This is a genomic window from Dehalobacter sp. TBBPA1 (genome assembly GCF_040931655.1).
In the GTDB taxonomy this organism is placed as follows: Bacteria; Bacillota; Desulfitobacteriia; order Desulfitobacteriales; family Syntrophobotulaceae; genus Dehalobacter; species Dehalobacter restrictus.
Genome location: NZ_CP162385.1, coordinates 2,158,479 through 2,176,447, shown reverse-complemented (window position 1 = coordinate 2,176,447; position 17,969 = coordinate 2,158,479). Strand labels below are relative to the sequence as shown.

The window sequence follows — 17,969 nt, the reverse complement described above, 5'->3', positions numbered from 1 at the left end:
ATATTCTTGGAAGGCGTAATGATTTCCTTCTTTCACATGAACGATTTAACCGAATGACCAAAGTAATTTTGATTTATAATAATTATCAATAAGTATGCTGTTGAAAAAATAATAGAAATATTATAAACTAGGTATTAAGAGAAAATAACAAATCAATAAAATGTGAATTCTAGGAAGTGGATATCAAGACAAAGATATGAGGTGATTTCTATAAAAGCAATTCAAATTAAAGAAAATGTCTACTGGGTAGGTGGAATTGACTGGAACATCAGAAATTTTCATGGGTATCTGACCCAAAGGGGCAGTACATATAATGCTTATCTGATCATTGATGAGAAGATTACGTTAATTGACACGGTAAAGCATTACCTATTTGACGAAATGCTGGAACGGATTTCGGATGTGATTGATCCGGCAGATATTGATTACGTTATTTCCAATCATGTTGAGCAGGACCATTCAGGAAGCTTGCCGGAAATTATGGAGATTGCCACCAAGGCAACCCTGGTCACATCCCCCAATGGGGAAAAGGGGCTCAAGGCACATTTCCGGGAAGACTGGAACTATCGGATTGTCAAATCAGGAGATGTCCTGAATATCGGCAAGAGGAATCTAACTTTTGTCCAGACCCCAATGGTACACTGGCCGGATAATATGGTGACCTACCTTGAGGAAGATAAAATTCTGTTCTCGAATGATGCTTTCGGCCAGCATATTGCTTCAACAGAGAGATTTGATGATGAGCTCCCGCTCGGGGTTATCCTGGAAGAAGCCAGGAAATATTACGCGAATATTGTCCTGCCGTACGGCGGTCAGGTTCAAAAAGCTTTAGGAAGCTTAGGCGGACTGGATGTCGAGGTAATTGCGACCAGCCATGGGCTGATCTGGCGCTCCAACATCCCGGCAATTCTCAACGAATATCAAAAATGGTCCACGAATGCCACGGAAAAAAAGGTTGTGATTGTCTATGACACGATGTGGAACGCAACGGAGATTATTGCGGAGAGCATCAGCGATGCATTTGAGAAAAAGGGCTATAACGTCCGGTTCATGGATCTAAAAAATAACCATATTTCAGATATTATGACTGAAGTGATCACAGCAAAATATATCTGCGTCGGCTCACCGACCCTTAATAATAACCTGATGCCGAGTGTAGCCAGTTTCTTAACCTATCTGAAGGGTCTGGCTCCCAAGGACAGAATTGGACTGGCTTTCGGTTCTTATGGCTGGAGCGGCCAGAGTATCGGGCAAGTCGAGCAGTATCTGAAGGACTGCGGTTTTGAAACCCTGGAAAATATCAGGATTCAATATATTCCGGAAGAGGATCAACTGGAAGAAATGAAAGAGAAGTTGGAGGGAAATATCCTATGACGAATTTAAGAGAGATCTACAAGTGCAACGTCTGTGGTAATGTTGTGGAGATTGTTCACACAGGGGCTCCAGCCTTGGTATGCTGTGGCCAGCCCATGGAAAAGCTTGAGGGACGTTCGGAAGATATGGGTTTGGAAAAACACCTTCCGATAGTTCAGCCAACAGAAAAGGGCATTAAAGTAACGGTTGGCAGCATTGAGCACCCCATGGAAGAAAAACATTTTATTCAGTTTATCGAAGTTCTGACTGCAGATAAGATTTGCCGTGTAGAGCTTAAACCTGGTCAGAAGCCTGAGGCTTCTTTCCCAGTAGATATCGCAGCCGTTCTCGAGGTCAGAGAATACTGCAATCTGCATGGGCTCTGGAAAACAAAATAGACCTAAGGTTTATTATTCTTAATAGTTGATAATGAGATCATAGGAGAGGGATGGTATAATAAAGACTGAGATTACCATCTCTTTTTTGTTTCAGTTGATCAAATTGAAAATAAATTGTACACTTATGAATTTTTCGGAATGATATTTTGTTTTTACGAGACTTTAACAATTTGAGAAAAAGCCTGTATTTGGGCCTTTATTTTTATAAGTTGAGTGTCGGATACTTCTGGCACGCATCTTGCAATAATTCTCTGGTGAGAATTTAAATTCATTTTCATTTATATATAGAGGAGGTAGACAATGTTAATTAACTACGCAGGGATCGCAGTAATTTTAGCGTGGGGAATTGTATTCCCAGTAATTCTGCTGGTGGTTCAGAGGCTGCTCTGTCCTAGCAATCCAACCAAGGCAAAATTGTTGACTTACGAGTGTGGCCTTGATACCCAGGGGGATACGTGGATTCGTTTCAAAATTAGTTACTTTATGTATGCTTTAATTTTTGTGGTTTTTGATGTCGAAACAATTTTCCTCTATCCTTGGGCCATGTTGTTCCAAAATTTGGGCTTGTTTGCCATTGTTGAGATGGTGATCTTTATTGCAATTCTCATCCTTGGATTTGCCTATGCCTGGAAGGAAGGTGCTCTGGAATGGATGTAGTCAAGAAAAACTATAAAGTTGAAGTGCCGGAATATGAGATGCCCAACAATATTATCATGTGCAAGATCGAAGATGCGTTAAACTGGTGCCGCTCCCGGTCCTTCTGGCCGCTGACGTTCGGTTTGGCCTGCTGTGCGTTTGAAATGATGGCGGCTGGAGATGCCCGCTATGACATCGCGCGTTTCGGGTCCGAAGTATTCAGACCTTCGCCGCGTCAGTGCGACCTTCTGATTATCGCGGGGACAGTCACGAAAAAAATGGAACCGATTGTTGCCCGACTGTATGAACAAATGGCCGAACCAAAATACGTGCTGGCGATGGGCAGCTGTGCGATCAGCGGTGGTCCGTTCAAAGACTCCTATAGTGTTGTGAAAGGAGCCGATACGTTCTTGCCGGTAGATGTCTACGTACCGGGCTGTCCGCCGAGACCCGAAGCACTGTTCTACGGACTTCTCGAGCTGCGGAAAAAAGTGACGAATCCCAGAAAGTTCGCTGAGAACAACAAGGAGAGGATCATGCAGAATGGATAAGAAGATGGATCGTCAAGCATTGGTTGCCTTTCTTAATGAGAAGATGGATGCTCAAGCAGAAGTCTTTGAGGACAATACGGAAGATTCCATAAAAGTATCCCGCTTGAAGCTTGGGGAGACCATGCAGGAACTTAGGGAAAATCCACAGTACAAATTCGATGTTCTGATGAATCTAAGCTCTGTGGATTATCCGGAGAACTTCACTGTGATCTATCACCTGTTCTCGATTGAGCATAAACATTATTTGACTGTTAAAGTGGAAATAAGCAAAGAGAATCCCTGCTGGGTACCGTCGGTCAGTTCCGTCTGGAAAGCGGCTCAGGTACACGAAAGGGAAGTTTTCGATTTGATGGGGATTCTATTTAATGATCATCCTGATCTCAGAAGGATTCTGCTGCCGGAGGACTTTGCCGGACATCCTTTGCGCAAAGATTTTACGCAGCAGGCTGATTAAACACCAAAATGCGAAACAGAATTTGAGGTGTAAGAATGAATGACATAAGAACCCAGGAGATGAACTTAAACTTTGGTCCTCAGCACCCCAGTACGCACGGGGTGTATCGCGGCGTGTTCACAATGGAGGGCGAATATATCACCAAGTGCGTGAACCATATCGGTTATCTGCACCGCGGCATTGAAAAACTGGCGGAGTCCCGTACCTATACCCAGTTTATTCCGTACAACGGACGGTTGGACTATGTTTCAGGCATGTTGAATGAAGAGGCTTATGTCCGTACGGTGGAAAAATTGATGGGTATTTCCAATCAGGTTCCCGAACGGGCCGAATATATCCGGGTGATTATGGCTGAACTTCAGCGTATCGCCAGCCACTTGGTGTTTTATTCCTCGATGGCGCTGGACATGGCCGGTTTCACACCTTGGACCTACGGGTTCCGCGAGAGAGACACGATTTTGGATTTATTTGAAATGGCAGCCGGCAGCCGCATGATGCCGAATTATATGCGGTTTGGTGGCGTTGCAGCGGATCTAAATGAAGAATTTATGCCTGCCCTGCGCAAATTGCTCGATATCATGCCTAAATGCATGGAAGAGTACCACGGTATATTAACCGGCAATGAGATCTTCCAGGCCCGTACAAAGGGGGTTGCCCCGCTTTCCCGCGAAAAAGCTTTGAATTACGGGATATCCGGTCCTTCGGCCAGGGCTTCAGGCATTGATTATGATCTGCGTCGGGACGAGCCATATGGGATCTATGACCGTTTTAAATTCAATGTGCCGGTCCGTCAGACTGGGGACACGTTTGATCGTTATATCGTTCGTATGGACGAGATGGCTGAAAGCGTCAAAATTCTGGAACAGGCTTATAGAGAACTTCCGGAAGGTCCGGTTTTGGCCAAGGTCCCGAAAATAATTAAACCTCCTGCCGGAGAAGTCTATCACCGTATCGAGCATTCCAAAGGGCATCTTGGTTTCCATATTGTGAGTGACGGTACAGCCAAACCTTACCGTTTAAGGATTTGTTCTCCCTGTTTTGTAAATGTGGCAGTTTTTGAAGAAATGGCTGTCGGTTTGCATCTGCAGGATGCAGTCGTTGCCTTTGCTTCCTTAGACATTGTGTTGGGAGAAATTGATCGCTAACAGACAGAAACAAGAATTCAGAAGATGGAGGAAAATATGGTACTATTTCTTGTTTGGGTCGATATGTTCAGACAATGGCTTGTTGGGATTGGAATACCGGCATTGCCTGCTGAAATATTGATTAAAACCATTCTGGTTTTAATTGTCATTATCTTTGTGCTAACGAACCTGATTGTTCTGGTCTGGCTGGAACGTAAGTTTGCTGCTTTTTACGCTGACCGCGTCGGCCCCAACCGCCTTGGACCTGCAGGTTTTCTGCAGTTCCCAGTTGATATTGTCAAAATGCTCGGAAAAGAGGATATCATTCCCGAAAACGTGGACAGACCGGTATTTAAGATTGCCAGTATCTGCGCATTCCTTACAGCAATTATGGGCTGGGCCGTTATTCCTCTCGGCAAAGGTATGATCCTGGAAGATTTGAATGTCGGACTATTGTACTTTATTGCGATCGGTTCCACAGGAACGATTGCCTTTGTCATGGCCGGTTTTGCTTCCAATAATAAATACGCGCTGCTCGGCGGCATGAGAACGGCTGCTCAGATGATCAGCTATGAAATTCCGCTGGCCTTTTCTTTGCTCGGCATCGTCATGATCACCGGAAGCTTAAGCCTTACCGAGATTGTCGATGCCCAGAAAAACGTCTGGTTTATCTTTCCACAGATTCTTGCCTTCTTCGCTTATTTTGTTTGTTCCATCGCGGAAACAAACCGTGGACCGTTCGACTTGGCGGAAGGGGAGCAGGAGTTGGTTGCGGGATATTTCGTTGAGTATTCGGGTATCCGCTATGCGTTGTTTATGGTCGCTGAATATACCCATCTGGTTGCGGTCTCGGCGATTGCAGCGGTTGTGTTCCTCGGCGGCTGGAATGCACCGTTTGGCTTGACCTTCATACCGGGATTCATCTGGATGATGCTTAAAATTTACTTGATGATTTTCCTGTTCATGTGGGTCAGATGGACATTTGTCAGGGTAAAGGTCGAGCATTTGATGCATATTGGCTGGAAATTCCTGATTCCGCTTACGTTATTCAATATTGTGATCACCGGCATTGGCGTTTACGTCTACCGGATGATTGCAGGTTAAGGTGGTGAAATCGTGTACGGACAAGGACTTTTAAAAGGCTTAAGCATATCAATCAGACACTTTTTTAAGAAGAAAGTTACGGAGATGTACCCGGAGCAAAAGCCTAACCTGCCGAAGCGCTCCCGGGGATGGTTTGAACTGACCCCGGATAAATGTACGGCATGCGGACTTTGCGTCAACGCTTGTCCCAACGGGATTATCTCCATTGAAAGCTATAAGGATGAGAACAACAAAAGAAAGCTGGTTCAGTATCGTATGCTGATGGAAAGCTGTATTTTCTGCGGGTTTTGTGTTGAGGCCTGTCCTCAAGGTGCTTTGTACAATACGCAAGCTTTTGAACAGACGGTCTTCTTCCGGGAAGATCTTAACAGAATCCTCTATAAAGCCGAGCCTCAGTCGGTTCAGGCTGAAAGGAGTGAAGCGTGATGGGCTTTACAGTGATGTTTTACGTAATTGCCATCGTTACCCTCGGTTCGGCACTTATGATGGTCATCAGCAAAAATATCTTTCACAGTGCACTTTTAATGCTGGTAGCATTCTTGGGTATTGCGGGGGTTTTTGTTCTGCTGCATGCTGATTTTCTGGCCGCCACCCAGGTTCTGATTTATGCCGGGGCGATTACGATCTTTGTTGTTTTCGCGATCATGTTTACCATGCGCGGGGATATGAAAACGACAAACTTGTTCTCCAGGAACCTGATTCCGGGCGCGCTGCTCTCGCTGATCATGATCGTCGTGAATGCGGTAATGGTACTGACAACGAAGTGGCCACTTAAGGATTTGATACCTCCGGAGTCAACAGCAAAGGAAATTGCCAATTTGATGCTGACAAAATACGTCGTTGCGTTTGAAGTGACCGCAGTACTGTTGCTGGTGGCCATGCTCGGCGCGATTGTTATTGTGAAAGAGGTGAAAAAGTCCTCATGAGTAGTGTCATCCATTTTCTATTCAACATTGGATTGCCGCATTTTCTGATTCTTAGCGGAACTCTTTTCTTCATCGGGCTTTTCAGTGTTCTGGCCAAAAGAAACCTGATTGCGATCCTCATGGGAATGGAAATCATGCTGAGTTCAGTCAACATCAATCTTGTTGCATTTAACAGATATACCACCGCTCCGGCTCTGCACGGCCACGTCTTTGCGCTTTTTGTGATCGCCTTGGCAGCAGCGGAAGTATCGGTAGGCTTGGCCTTGATTATCTCTGTCTACCGCCAGCACAAGTCAGTTGAAGCGGATGATATCGATTCAATGAAATGGTAGTCTTAATTCAAGATAAAGGCAGGTGTAATTTACTATAATGATTGATTTTGCTTTGAATAACGCCTGGTTGATTCCGTTGTTGCCAGCGTTGGCCTTTGCTCTGATCGTCTTTGTGACGAAACCCTCGCAAAAGCTAAGCGCTTTCATTTCCATTCTGGGCATCCTTGTATCGTTTGTACTGTCGGTTGCTATTGGAATAGGCGTACTTCAACGCGGCGAATTCTTAATAGAACATCCTTTAAAAGTCGTTGTTCCTTGGTTCAGTATGCATGGGCTCACGATCGACGTAGGAACGCAGATCGATCCTACATCGGCCATGATGCTTTTCGTAGTGACGTTGGTCGCGTCTTTGGTCCAGATTTATTCTCTCGGCTATATGCACGGAGATCCTGGATTTTCCCGTTTTTATTCCTACCTTTCGCTCTTTGCCGCCTCGATGCTGGGGTTGGTCATTGCGCCGAACCTTCTGCAAATGTTTGTGTTCTGGGAACTGGTCGGCCTGTGTTCCTATCTGCTGATTGGTTTCTGGTACGAGAAGAATCCAGCGCGTGAAGCAGCGAAAAAGGCGTTCATTACTTGCCGGGCAGGGGACTTCGGCCTGCTTCTGGGGATTATTCTTCTGCAAGTCAACTTCGGGACCCTTGACCTGCAGGAACTCGCTGAAATGATCCCGAATTTTGCGCAGTACACCACCCTCTCGGCTGGTGCGCTGACGGCAATCGCGATCGTGCTGTTCCTCGGACCTATGGCCAAATCCGGTCAGTTCCCGTTCCATGTTTGGCTTCCCGACGCCATGGAAGGCCCTACTCCGGTCAGTGCACTGATCCATGCGGCTACCATGGTTGTGGCAGGGGTCTATCTGGTTGGCAGAACGCTTACGCTGTTCATTACGCTTCCTACGGCAATGGTTTTTGTGGCGATTATCGGCGGTTTCACCGCAATCTTTGCGGCCTCTATTGCCTTAACGCAGACCGAGATGAAAAAGATCCTGGCTTACTCAACGGTTTCCCAGCTCGGCTACATGATGCTGGCCCTTGGAGCAGGAAGCCTTACCGCCAGTATGTTTCATTTGTTCACCCACGCTTTCTTCAAAGCGTTGCTCTTCCTTTGCGCAGGCGCTGTGCTTCATGCGATGCACAATGAAGCCAGCATTGCGAAATACGGCGGTTTGAAAAAATACATGCCGGTTACTTACTGGACCATGCTGGTTGGCTGCCTGGCCATTTCCGGTATCTTTCCGTTTGCCGGCTTCTTCAGTAAGGACCTGATCCTGGAAGTCACCTATGCTGCTTCATCATTATCGGGACATGCTGCCGGTCCGTTTCAGGGCGTCTACACGGTCCTGTTTATTCTGGCCGCGTTGACAGCCCTAATGACGGCATTTTATATGTTCAGGATGTTCTTCATCTGCTTCCACGGTGAACTCAGAAGCCACGATGCGCATCCGCATGAAGCACCGAAGACCATGACGATCCCGCTCATCATTCTTGCTGTGTTTTCGCTGGCCGGCGGCTGGGTAGGCTGGCCGGGACTTGGGGAAGGACATGCTTTTGGTTACTTTGTCCGGTTGGGCCATTTCCACGAGGTGGAAGCAAACTGGTTCCTGATCATCCTGTCAACAGCGTTGGCGTTGATCGGAATTGGAACGGCTGCGCTGTTCTATCTGAAGAAGACATTCTCAGCTGAAGCCGTTGCCCAAAAGATCCCGTTCCTGTATAAGCTTTCGCTTAATAAATACTATATTGATGAGTTTTACCTCTGGGTCATTAATCACATCATTGATGGGTTGGGACGGATTTTGTGGTGGGTTGATGTGGTTATCGTCGACGGTATTGTCAACGGTCTTGCGAAGCTTACCCGGGATTCAGGTGATGCTGCCCGTAGAGTCAATACCGGCAACCTTCAGCACTATGCAATGGTCTTCTTTGTTGGTGTGATCGTCCTGATCATGATTTTAACAACTGCAGACTTAGGTCAACTGAATATCGGGCTGCTGGGAGGTGTCAAGTAATGAATTTTCCTGTCTTAACCACCATTTTACTGGCACCGATCATCGGTGCGCTGATCAGTGTCTTTATACCGAAAGAAAGATCCGGCGCGATCAAAGCCGTTGCCGGCATCACGACGTTCATTTCCCTTGCCCTGTCCATTTTTGTGTATTATATTTATTACACGCAGAACTTGGCTGTCGGTGGGTTCGCCTTTACGGAAGATATTCCGTTTGTGACGGACTTGGGTGTTGTTTATTCGCTTGGGGTTGACGGCCTGAGCCTGCCTCTCCTGCTGCTGACCAACGTTATTGGCTTTTCAGCAGTGTTCTCCCGTTCCTGGAGTATCGAGAAAAGAGCCAAAGAGTTCTATATCCTGCTGCTGATCCTGATTGCCGGTGTCATGGGAACTTTTATTGCCAGGGACCTGTTTATCTTCTTCTTGTTCTATGAAGTGGTGGTCATTCCGATTTACATCATGGTGATCATCTGGGGAAGCGGCAGCAAAACAAAAGATGTCAACAAAGAATACGCCGGTATGAAACTGACGATCTATCTACTGATCGGAAGCGCCTTCCTTCTGGCCGGATTGATTTGGATGTATGTATTGGCCGGCAATATGCTTGGAACGCCGACCTTTGATATTGAAAAGCTCGCCACGCTGAACTTCTCCAGAAACCTTCAGATTGCGATCTTTGGCTTGATGGCGCTTGGCTTCACGTCCCTGATCTCCATGTTTCCGTTTCACTCTTGGTCACCGGACGGATATGCCGGTGCGCCGACTGCGGTTTCCATGATTCACGCCGGTGTTCTGAAAAAGATTGGCGGCTATGGTCTTATCCGAATCGGTATCTTTATATTCCCGCTCGGTGCTAAATTCTGGGCGCCGCTGATTGCAATCCTGGCTGTCTGCAACGTGCTGTACGCGGCGTTCATCAGCCTGGCCCAAAAAGACATGAAATATGTCGTCGGATATTCCAGCGTGAGCCATATGGGTTTCGTACTGATCGGTATCGCATCGCTTAATGTGATTGGTCTGAACGGTGCGGTTGCCAATATGTTCGCGCATGGCATCATGGCGGCCCTGTTCTTCTCGGTCGTCGGCTATATCTATGCTGAAACGAAAACTAGGCATATCCCTGATCTCGGAGGGGTCGCACATCAGATGCCGCGTCTAGCCGGTGTGTTCCTAGTAGCGACGATGGCTTCGGCCGGACTGCCGGGCTTAATTACGTTTGTTCCTGAGTTCACCGTATTTATGGGTGCTTTTAGCGAACCGGCCATCAGGATTCCTGCGATTCTGGCCCTGACGGGAATTATTATTGGAGCCGTCTATGTCCTCAGAATGGCAGCCAATGTACTGTTTGGACCACGCAAGACAGAATGGGACGGAAAAATGGATATCAAAGGCTCCTATATGATTCCGGTCATCGTTCTGGTCGCGTTCACCGTCATCTTCGGTTTATTCCCATCCTTGCTGATGGATATGGTCAATTCAGGGATAGAGCCTATTGCTGAAAGACTGGTCGAGGCCAGCTCCCAGATAGGAGGTAACCTGTAATGAATATAAACTTTTCTTTATTTACCACTGAAATTGCAACTGCACTCCTTGGACTGGTGGTCCTGGCTGTCGGCTTGTTCCTGTCCAAAGAAAAACGGCATAGGCTTGGTTACGTCATTGCCGTGGGACTTGCGGTGATCCTCGTATACAGTTTCGGAAGCTATGGACAGAATACCAGTGTGATGGACGGCATGTTCATCGTCGATGATTTTGCCGTGTTCTTTAAACAGCTGTTCCTGATAGCTGCCGTTCTGGTCATCCTGACCTCCACGGTGTATGTCAGGAAAATGGGCGGCAACTATGAGTTCTATGTCATCACCCTCGTTGCTGCGCTGGGCATGATGGTGCTGGTTTCCGCCGGAGACCTGCTGACACTTTATGTCGCGCTGGAAACCATGACAATTTCATTCTACATCCTGGCAGGCTACAAGACCGATCTGAAGTCCTCTGAAGCCGGGGTCAAATACCTGATTCTTGGAGCGGTCTCCTCCGGAATCCTGCTGTACGGTTTAAGCCTGGTCTATGGCATGACCGGTACGTTTGTGATCCGTGATATTGCTGAAAGCATTAAGCAGATGGATGGATTGTCGCCGGCGATTCTCGTTGGAATCATCTTCCTGCTGTCAGGACTTGGCTTTAAAGTTTCGCTGGTGCCTTTCCATATGTGGTCACCGGATGTCTACGAAGGTGCGCCGACACCTGTCACCACCTTCCTCGCCACCGGTTCCAAAGCGGCTTCTTTTGCAGCGTTGGCCCGTATCCTGATTGAAGCACTGCCAAGCTACAGCGGACAATGGACGTATATCCTGGCGATTATGGCTGCGATGACGATGGTCATCGGAAACATTGCTGCCATCCCGCAGACCAATATCAAGAGAATGCTCGCTTACTCGAGTATCGCGCAGGCCGGCTATATTATCACGGGAATTATCGCCATAAGTTCCGCTGGGATCAAAGCAGTTGCGTTCTATTCGATGGTGTATGTGTTTGCGACGATCGGTGCTTTTGCGGTTGTCATCACATTCTCCCAGAATACGGGGAGTGAAGAGATTAAAGATTATGCAGGGCTTGCCCAGCGTTCACCGTTTATGGCCGCCGTGCTGACGGTATGTCTCCTGTCGATGGCAGGGATACCGCCTCTCGCCGGTTTTGTCGGCAAACTTTATTTGTTTTCTTCGATCGTCAACCAGGGCTATTTATGGCTCGTCATTCTCGGTCTGGTCATGAGCATGGTTTCCGTCTATTACTATTTGCTCGTGGTTAAAGCCATGTATATGAACGATCCTGTATCCAGCACACCGATCAAGGTTCCGGTCGGAACCAATGTTACCCTACTGCTGATTCTGGTCCTCACGCTGGTTCTCGGTGTCTATGCCGAACCACTGTCAGTACTGGCAAATACGGCTGGAAATGCGATGTTTCCTTTCTGATGTAAATGAAGGCATCAAAGGAGTATTATCGATGATATTCATCTTGGATAATTATGATTCATTCACATACAATCTGTACCAGTATTTTGGAGAGCTCGGGGAGGAAGTACTCGCTCGGCGTCCTGAGGAGTGTACGATCGCCTGGATCCAGCAGCTGGAACCGGAGCTTATTGTGATTTCTCCGGGTCCCTGCTCACCGAATGAAGCGGTCTTTGCGCTGGAAGTCATTCGGCATTTCCAGGGGAAAATTCCGCTGCTGGGCATTTGCCTTGGCCATCAGGCGATCGGGCAGGTTTTTGAGGCTGAGGTTGTCCGAGCCAAGACGCCGGTTCATGGCAAAATATCGAGCATCATGCATGATCAATCCGGCGTATTCCGGGATATTGCCAGCCCCTTTACGGTGACCCGCTACCATTCTCTGGCCCTGCGCAGAAACAGTATACCTGCTGACTTTATTATTTCCGCGGAAACAGAAGACGGTCAGGTGATGGGGATCCGTCACCGCTATTTGCCGATTGAAGGAGTACAGTTCCATCCGGAGGCTATTCTTACAGAAAACGGTCATCAAATGCTGCGGAACGCAGTACAGGATGCCCGCAGGTGGCTTAGTGAACACGGCAAATCAAAGATGATTCAAGCGTTAAAAGCATCTGTAATACCACAAACAATTCAGAAACCAGGAATACCAGGATCAGTAAAGACATTGGAAACACCAGAATTAGAAATATCAGAAACCCAGGAAACGCCTGATGAAGATGAAATCAAGCAGAATATCTGGCAAGTTAGACCTTTCATTACGAATCTAAAGCCGTTCGAGATGCTTCAGGTGTTTAAAAATGCCAGAGATCCTTTCTTCTTGGACAGTGGGGACGGTTATACCGAACTTGGGAAGTATTCTTATTTTGGGGCGGATCCTTTTTTAAAGATCAGCGCTCATAGATATCAGTATAGCATCGCAAAGAGCTGCAAAGATGAGGAACTGATCGCTTACTCCGCACCGCAGTACAGCCTAACAATTTTGAACGATTATGTCTTGAAATATCAGGCTCCTTTCGCGGCACCTTTTCCATTTGCCGGAGGGGCTGTCGGATACTTCAGCTACGATCTGAAAAATGAGATTGAAGAATTGCCTGTACGGGTCAAAGATGACCTTGGGATGCCGCTCTGGCGGCTGGCCTGGTATGACGGGATTGTTGTCTACGAACACGCAACGGGAACTTACAGTCTGACGGCCTGCGGCATGACGGATCAGGGCTGCTGCGCCCCCTCTCTCGCGCAGGAAAGACTTGATAAACTGGAGAAGCTCCTCCGGCACTATGTAGAGGAACAATATTTGGCTAATGGTTCAGCAGAGCACCCCTGCACAGGAAATGAATTAGCTGTTTTCGGTATTTCCTTTGCCGAAGTTCATAAAGCTGTCTCCCAGGAACAATATTACAGGGATCTGCAGCGGGTCATTGATTACATTTATGCCGGTGATATCTATCAGGCGAATCAGGCTCAGATGTTCAGTGTCAGGTATGAAGGAGACCCCTGGGATTTGTATGAGCAGCTTCATCACAAGAATTCTGCTCCATTTGCTGCGTTCTTGCCGTATCCCGATTTTCAGATCCTGTCATCCTCTCCGGAACGGTTTATTAAGATTACACCGGACGGAAATATTGAAACGCGCCCAATCAAGGGAACCCGGCCAAGGGGAAAAACGCCGGAGGAAGACCAGAAACTCGCAGATAAGCTGGTTAACAGTGAAAAAGACAGGGCTGAACTTACGATGATCATTGATCTCGAACGCAATGACCTTGGAAGGATCTGTGAGTTTGGATCAGTGCTTACCACAGAACTGCTGACCCTGGAAAAATATCCGACTGTTTGGCACCTCGTTGCTACAGTCGTTGGAAAACTCAAGAAATCCTTGAAACCGGAAGAACTGATCAAAGCCATTTTCCCGGGCGGCTCGATCACCGGTGCGCCCAAAATCAGAGCGATGGAAATCATCGATGAGCTTGAACCCTACAATAGGGGTATTTACACCGGGAGCATCGGCTATATCGGCTTCGATGGGGCCTGGGATTTGAATATTGTGATCCGGACCATTCTGCTGAAAGAGAAAACGGCGTATCTTCATGCCGGGGGAGGAATTGTTGCCGATTCGATCCCCAAAAAAGAATATGAAGAAACGATCCATAAAGCGAGAAGGCTTCTGGAAGTTTTGGGGGTTAAGCTTGATGGGAAATCAGAAAAGTAAAAACAGAAGCTTCGATAAAATCAAGCCTGTCGGTATTTTTGAAACGATAAAGGTTACTGCCGACGGGATCGTCGTGCCTGAACTGCATTGGGAGAGGATGAGCAAGGGCGGTAAGCTCCTTGGAATCACCATTCCCGCTTATGATGAATGGCTGAACAAGATCGAAACTTACCTAAGAGAAACTAAAATTGAGCAGCTGCCTTTTGCTTTAAGAGCAGAAATCAGGAAAGATCCGAGTCTGATTTCCGATCAAAGCCAAAATCATAATCATAATAACCAGTGGCTTCTTAGCACTAGAGCGGTTTCCTATACTCGTGAACAATATGAAGAGGGTGTCCGGGTTGTGTTTATGCCAGAACACCGGGTTGACCCTATACCGCTCAACTACATTAAATCCGCAGATTTTCTCGATACTGCCGCTGCCCTGCGCGCGGTGCAGGGCGGCGGTGCGTTTGAAGGGATCTGGTTGAACAGCAGGGGCCAGATAATGGAGGGGACTAGAAGCAATGTTTTCTTTGTAAAGAATGGGCATCTTTATACGCCTTCCCTGGAAAGCGGCTGCCTGGCCGGTATCAGAAGAAGGATCGTGATAGAAAAAGCCCTTGAGCTTCCCATACCGTTCAGTGAAGGCGTTTATTATCCTGAAGACTTATTGAATGCTGATGAAGTTTTCCTTACCAATTCCTTGATGGACGTCATGCCGGTAAGCGAACTGGAAGAAAAAGTCTTTCGGCTTGATGGAACACTTGGGCGTCGGCTGTCCTTGCCTATTTGAACTGAAAAGACTCGTAGTGAAAATGTCCGATACGCAGTCCGCAGGTCTTTAATTCTCTTTCCAGTTTGATCCTCAACGGTTCCGGACCGCAGAAATAGACATCAACAGTTTCGGTCTTGGGTACCACTTCGCAAATATCTTCGGCATCCAGAAACCCTTTCGTCTGGAGATCGTGCAAATGCACGCGAATACCACTCCCGGCTGCAAGGGTTTTTATTTCATCCAAATAGGGTCCTTCGGCTTCATTGTTATAACAGTAAAACAGGTCAATGGAATATTGCGGAGAGATCGCAGACTGGTAAAAGCTCCGAAACGGCGTAATGCCGATTCCACCGGCCAGCCAGACTTGACGTTTTGATCCTGCCTTATAATCAAAGCGGCCATGGGGAGAGGTTACGGCAAAAGTATCTCCCTCCTGAACGTTTTCCAATAAAGCAGAGGTGTGATCTCCCAAAGCCTTGATCGCAAACTGAATCTCATTCTTTCGGAAAGACTGGCTTATCGTGAACGGATGAGAAGGAAATTTTTTGCCTTCCTCGGTAAACTTGATAAAAGTAAATTGTCCTTCCTTATAGCGGATTCCTTTTTTAAAGGCTTTGCCGGTAATTTCAAGGGTATTTTTGGCGACTGTGCGGATGTTCGTTACGACATAGCGGGATTGAAATGCTGTTCTTTCATAAAATCCTATACTGTAGATTGCCGAAGTCAGACCGACCAGATTGACCAGATTCAGCCACAGCCCCAGGGAGCTTAAGCCTGTAACGGCATAGTCCGAGCTGCCGTAATAATGAATGATTCCGATCATATAAGGAATAAAAAAGAGCTTGTGAATATTCTTCCATTTTTCATAATTCATTTTCCAGGCGAACAGGGCAAGCAAGATTAAGACGATAAAAAGCAGCATGCTCAGGTTGGCGATCCCGGAAAAAAGCTCCGCCCCATTTTCCGCTCCTGGTGGCGGACCATTTGGACCCGGTCCCAAATTCACCCTGTTCTCCCCATAATGATTACCCTTACCTGCGTCGAGCGTAAATCGATGCACGAAGATCAAAAGAACACTCGTGATACTTAAAACTTTATGGTAAAGGTAACTTTTGTCCAGGCCATGGAATAAGGAGTCCAGCAGCGGATGGCGTGTTGAAATAAAATTGACCCAGGCAAAGCAAACCAGCATGAGCGAAGCAGCCATCTCGGAGTATTGTCTGACCGGGGCAACATTCTTTAATGGTTCGCTGACTGACCAGAAGATAAAGGTCAGGATCAAAGTAAGCAGAATGAACAGGGGGCCTTGATGTTTGCGCATGTTTTCATCCTCCAAGAGTAATAGAATAGTAAAGGAATAAAGCAATCATACTATAGTGCTGCTATAGTATGATGAGGTAATATATTCCACACAGACCTGCTTTTTTCCTTTAAGCGCTGTTGGATACAGTGTATCACATCTGCAATTCTCCGTCAGAATGAAGTGTTTATCAAAAAATAGTTCCGGAATCATAATTTTTAATTATCTAACTCTAGCGAAAACTAGGATTATTCAGTATAATGATACTCATGTGAATTGAATAGTTGTTTTTTGTTTTGAAACAGTGGGGATGTAGCTCAGCTGGGAGAGCGCTTGCTTCGCATGTAAGAGGTCGAGGGTTCGATCCCCTTCATCTCCACCAGAAATCAAAAGCTTTACGTAAGTAAAGCTTTTTTTAATGAAAGATGAAGGGGATCGAACGGGAGGATAGGCCATTTATGGCCGTAGAAAATGCGACCTATGGGAGTATTTTCCCGACCTGGCGTGATAGCGAAGCCGAAGGCGAAGCGGAGCGATCCCCATCATCTCCACCAAAATTTGTCTGAGAACCTGCTATTCATGCGGGTTTGATGTTTTTTTACAGCAGGGAAATCCTGCCTTTTTGTTTTTGTAAGTCAAAAATCAAAAAAAGAGGGATTTCCCCCTCATCGTTGCTACCAATTGTTTGATCCATACATATTGATCGATCGTTGCAAATTATTAACAAAGTTTAGTTACGGAGGTCCGGCGATGGGTTGAATGAAAATCTCTGGTATAATACGCACTCACGTATTATACTGGAAACCAATAACATATTTGTCTATATGTTCTTATCTAAAATAGAGGACGTGATTTTATGGACTACATGACAGTTCGGGAAGCTGCGGAAAAGTGGGGAGTATCTGTAAGACGTGTGCAATATCTATGCAAACAGGATATGATAGCAGGAGCTGTCCAGTTTGGCAAGGTCTGGACCATTCCCAACGACACTGCCAAACCAAGAGATGGCAGATATAAAGTAATGGAAGAAAGTCCAAAAGACATTGTCCGTCCTTTTCAATCCTGGGGTGGAAATGAAGAGATGCTTTCAAGGATTATAGAATTTTTTCCTTATCCGATTCAAGTTTATTCACCGAACGGGACGATGGTTTTAACTAACGAAGCATCATTAAGGCTAATGCATATACCCTCGAAAGATCATTTAATCGGAAAATTTAATGTATTAAAAGATCCAGTTATCGACAAATGGGAAGAACGAGCAAGAGAACAAATTTTAAAGTCATTTCAAGGTGAAACCGTACAATTTCAAGAATTAGAAATGCCAATTCAAGAAATTATCAATCGATTTGAGGTAGGCGAGCTTTGCTTTGACATGAGCTTCCAAAACATCACTTGTTTTCCTATTTTTGATGATCATAATCGACTGGCCTATGTCGTCCATGTCTTTGTTACATCCAAGCTGTATAATGGTAAAGAAGAAATGGTTAAAGCGAAGGTATATATAGAAAGTCATTGGCTGGAAGAATTTGATCTGGACAAGGCGGCAAGGTCGGTAAATCTGAGTCGATATCACTTTTCCCGTCTTTTCAAAAGGTATACTTCCATGACTCCCTTCAGCTATTATCAGGACGTTAAAATAAATAAGCTGAAGGAGAAGCTTTGCGATCAGAATCTATCTATTGGCGAAGCTTTTTCTGCCTGCGGTTTGAATTACAATGGAAATTACGCCAGGGTGTTCAAGGAAAAGGTAGGAATGACACCATCACAATACCGAAAAACACTTGGATAAAAATAAAAAAGTATAGGATAA

General features: G+C 46.3%; 17 protein-coding genes and 1 tRNA gene. 17 read left to right on the top strand and 1 reads right to left on the bottom strand.

Features of this window, described 5'->3' with window-relative positions; genetic code table 11:
• The first annotated feature begins 201 nt into the window (after positions 1-201).
• The 15 genes from AB3489_RS10660 to AB3489_RS10590 all read left to right on the top strand — a co-directional run bounded on the left by AB3489_RS10660 (position 202) and on the right by AB3489_RS10590 (position 14,877).
• The gene (locus AB3489_RS10660; protein ID WP_368292849.1) at positions 202-1,374 is read left to right on the top strand and encodes an FprA family A-type flavoprotein; all 1,173 of its coding nucleotides are present in this window, start codon (positions 202-204) and stop codon (positions 1,372-1,374) included.
• Positions 1,371-1,751: a desulfoferrodoxin gene (locus tag AB3489_RS10655; RefSeq protein ID WP_368292848.1), complete on the top strand. Its 381-nt coding sequence runs from the start codon at positions 1,371-1,373 to the stop codon at positions 1,749-1,751. The genes AB3489_RS10660 and AB3489_RS10655 overlap by 4 nt, the downstream gene beginning before the upstream one ends.
• A 300-nt stretch (positions 1,752-2,051) precedes the next feature.
• Positions 2,052-2,408: an NADH-quinone oxidoreductase subunit A gene (locus AB3489_RS10650; protein ID WP_019225115.1), complete on the top strand. Its 357-nt coding sequence runs from the start codon at positions 2,052-2,054 to the stop codon at positions 2,406-2,408.
• Positions 2,399-2,938 carry an NADH-quinone oxidoreductase subunit B gene (locus AB3489_RS10645; protein ID WP_019225116.1) on the top strand — a complete coding sequence of 180 codons (540 nt, stop codon included), beginning with the start codon at positions 2,399-2,401 and terminating at the stop codon, positions 2,936-2,938. Before AB3489_RS10650 ends, AB3489_RS10645 begins: the two co-directional genes overlap by 10 nt.
• Positions 2,931-3,392, top strand: coding sequence for an NADH-quinone oxidoreductase subunit C (locus AB3489_RS10640; RefSeq protein ID WP_368292847.1), 462 nt, complete (start codon positions 2,931-2,933; stop codon positions 3,390-3,392). Before AB3489_RS10645 ends, AB3489_RS10640 begins: the two co-directional genes overlap by 8 nt.
• A gap of 35 nt (positions 3,393-3,427) precedes the next feature.
• A complete protein-coding gene (locus AB3489_RS10635) occupies positions 3,428-4,537 on the top strand; it encodes an NADH-quinone oxidoreductase subunit D (RefSeq protein WP_368292846.1) in 1,110 nt (369 codons plus the stop codon).
• Between the two features lie 36 nt (positions 4,538-4,573).
• Complete coding sequence (gene nuoH / locus AB3489_RS10630) at positions 4,574-5,620, top strand: NADH-quinone oxidoreductase subunit NuoH (protein WP_368292845.1); 1,047 nt, start codon at positions 4,574-4,576, stop codon at positions 5,618-5,620.
• Between the two features lie 12 nt (positions 5,621-5,632).
• A complete protein-coding gene (locus AB3489_RS10625; RefSeq protein WP_368292844.1) occupies positions 5,633-6,046 on the top strand; it encodes an NADH-quinone oxidoreductase subunit I in 414 nt (137 codons plus the stop codon).
• Positions 6,046-6,546 carry an NADH-quinone oxidoreductase subunit J gene (locus tag AB3489_RS10620; protein WP_368292843.1) on the top strand — a complete coding sequence of 167 codons (501 nt, stop codon included), beginning with the start codon at positions 6,046-6,048 and terminating at the stop codon, positions 6,544-6,546. Before AB3489_RS10625 ends, AB3489_RS10620 begins: the two co-directional genes overlap by 1 nt.
• On the top strand, positions 6,543-6,878 hold the full coding sequence (gene nuoK, locus AB3489_RS10615) for an NADH-quinone oxidoreductase subunit NuoK (protein WP_368292842.1): 336 nt from the start codon (positions 6,543-6,545) through the stop codon (positions 6,876-6,878). Before AB3489_RS10620 ends, nuoK begins: the two co-directional genes overlap by 4 nt.
• 37 nt (positions 6,879-6,915) lie before the next feature.
• Positions 6,916-8,889: an NADH-quinone oxidoreductase subunit L gene (gene nuoL / locus AB3489_RS10610; RefSeq protein ID WP_368292841.1), complete on the top strand. Its 1,974-nt coding sequence runs from the start codon at positions 6,916-6,918 to the stop codon at positions 8,887-8,889.
• A complete protein-coding gene (locus AB3489_RS10605; protein ID WP_368292840.1) occupies positions 8,889-10,427 on the top strand; it encodes a NuoM family protein in 1,539 nt (512 codons plus the stop codon). The genes nuoL and AB3489_RS10605 overlap by 1 nt, the downstream gene beginning before the upstream one ends.
• Entirely contained in the window at positions 10,427-11,857 is a 1,431-nt protein-coding gene (locus tag AB3489_RS10600; protein WP_368292839.1) for an NADH-quinone oxidoreductase subunit N, read from the top strand. The genes AB3489_RS10605 and AB3489_RS10600 overlap by 1 nt, the downstream gene beginning before the upstream one ends.
• A 31-nt stretch (positions 11,858-11,888) precedes the next feature.
• Positions 11,889-14,102: an aminodeoxychorismate synthase component I gene (gene pabB, locus AB3489_RS10595; RefSeq protein ID WP_368292838.1), complete on the top strand. Its 2,214-nt coding sequence runs from the start codon at positions 11,889-11,891 to the stop codon at positions 14,100-14,102.
• Positions 14,083-14,877: an aminotransferase class IV gene (locus AB3489_RS10590; RefSeq protein ID WP_368292837.1), complete on the top strand. Its 795-nt coding sequence runs from the start codon at positions 14,083-14,085 to the stop codon at positions 14,875-14,877. The genes pabB and AB3489_RS10590 overlap by 20 nt, the downstream gene beginning before the upstream one ends.
• On the opposite strand, the gene AB3489_RS10585 is transcribed toward AB3489_RS10590, so the two are convergent.
• Complete coding sequence (locus tag AB3489_RS10585; protein ID WP_368292836.1) at positions 14,870-16,180, bottom strand: ferric reductase-like transmembrane domain-containing protein; 1,311 nt, start codon at positions 16,178-16,180, stop codon at positions 14,870-14,872. The two genes, AB3489_RS10590 and AB3489_RS10585, sit on opposite strands and share 8 nt — an antisense overlap.
• A 285-nt stretch (positions 16,181-16,465) precedes the next feature.
• Here AB3489_RS10585 and AB3489_RS10580 point away from each other — a divergent pair.
• Together AB3489_RS10580 and AB3489_RS10575 are read left to right on the top strand one after the other, a co-directional pair.
• Positions 16,466-16,541: transfer RNA gene (locus AB3489_RS10580), tRNA-Ala, on the top strand.
• 474 nt (positions 16,542-17,015) lie between these two features.
• Entirely contained in the window at positions 17,016-17,948 is a 933-nt protein-coding gene (locus AB3489_RS10575) for a helix-turn-helix domain-containing protein (RefSeq protein ID WP_368292835.1), read from the top strand.
• Positions 17,949-17,969 lie beyond the last annotated feature (21 nt).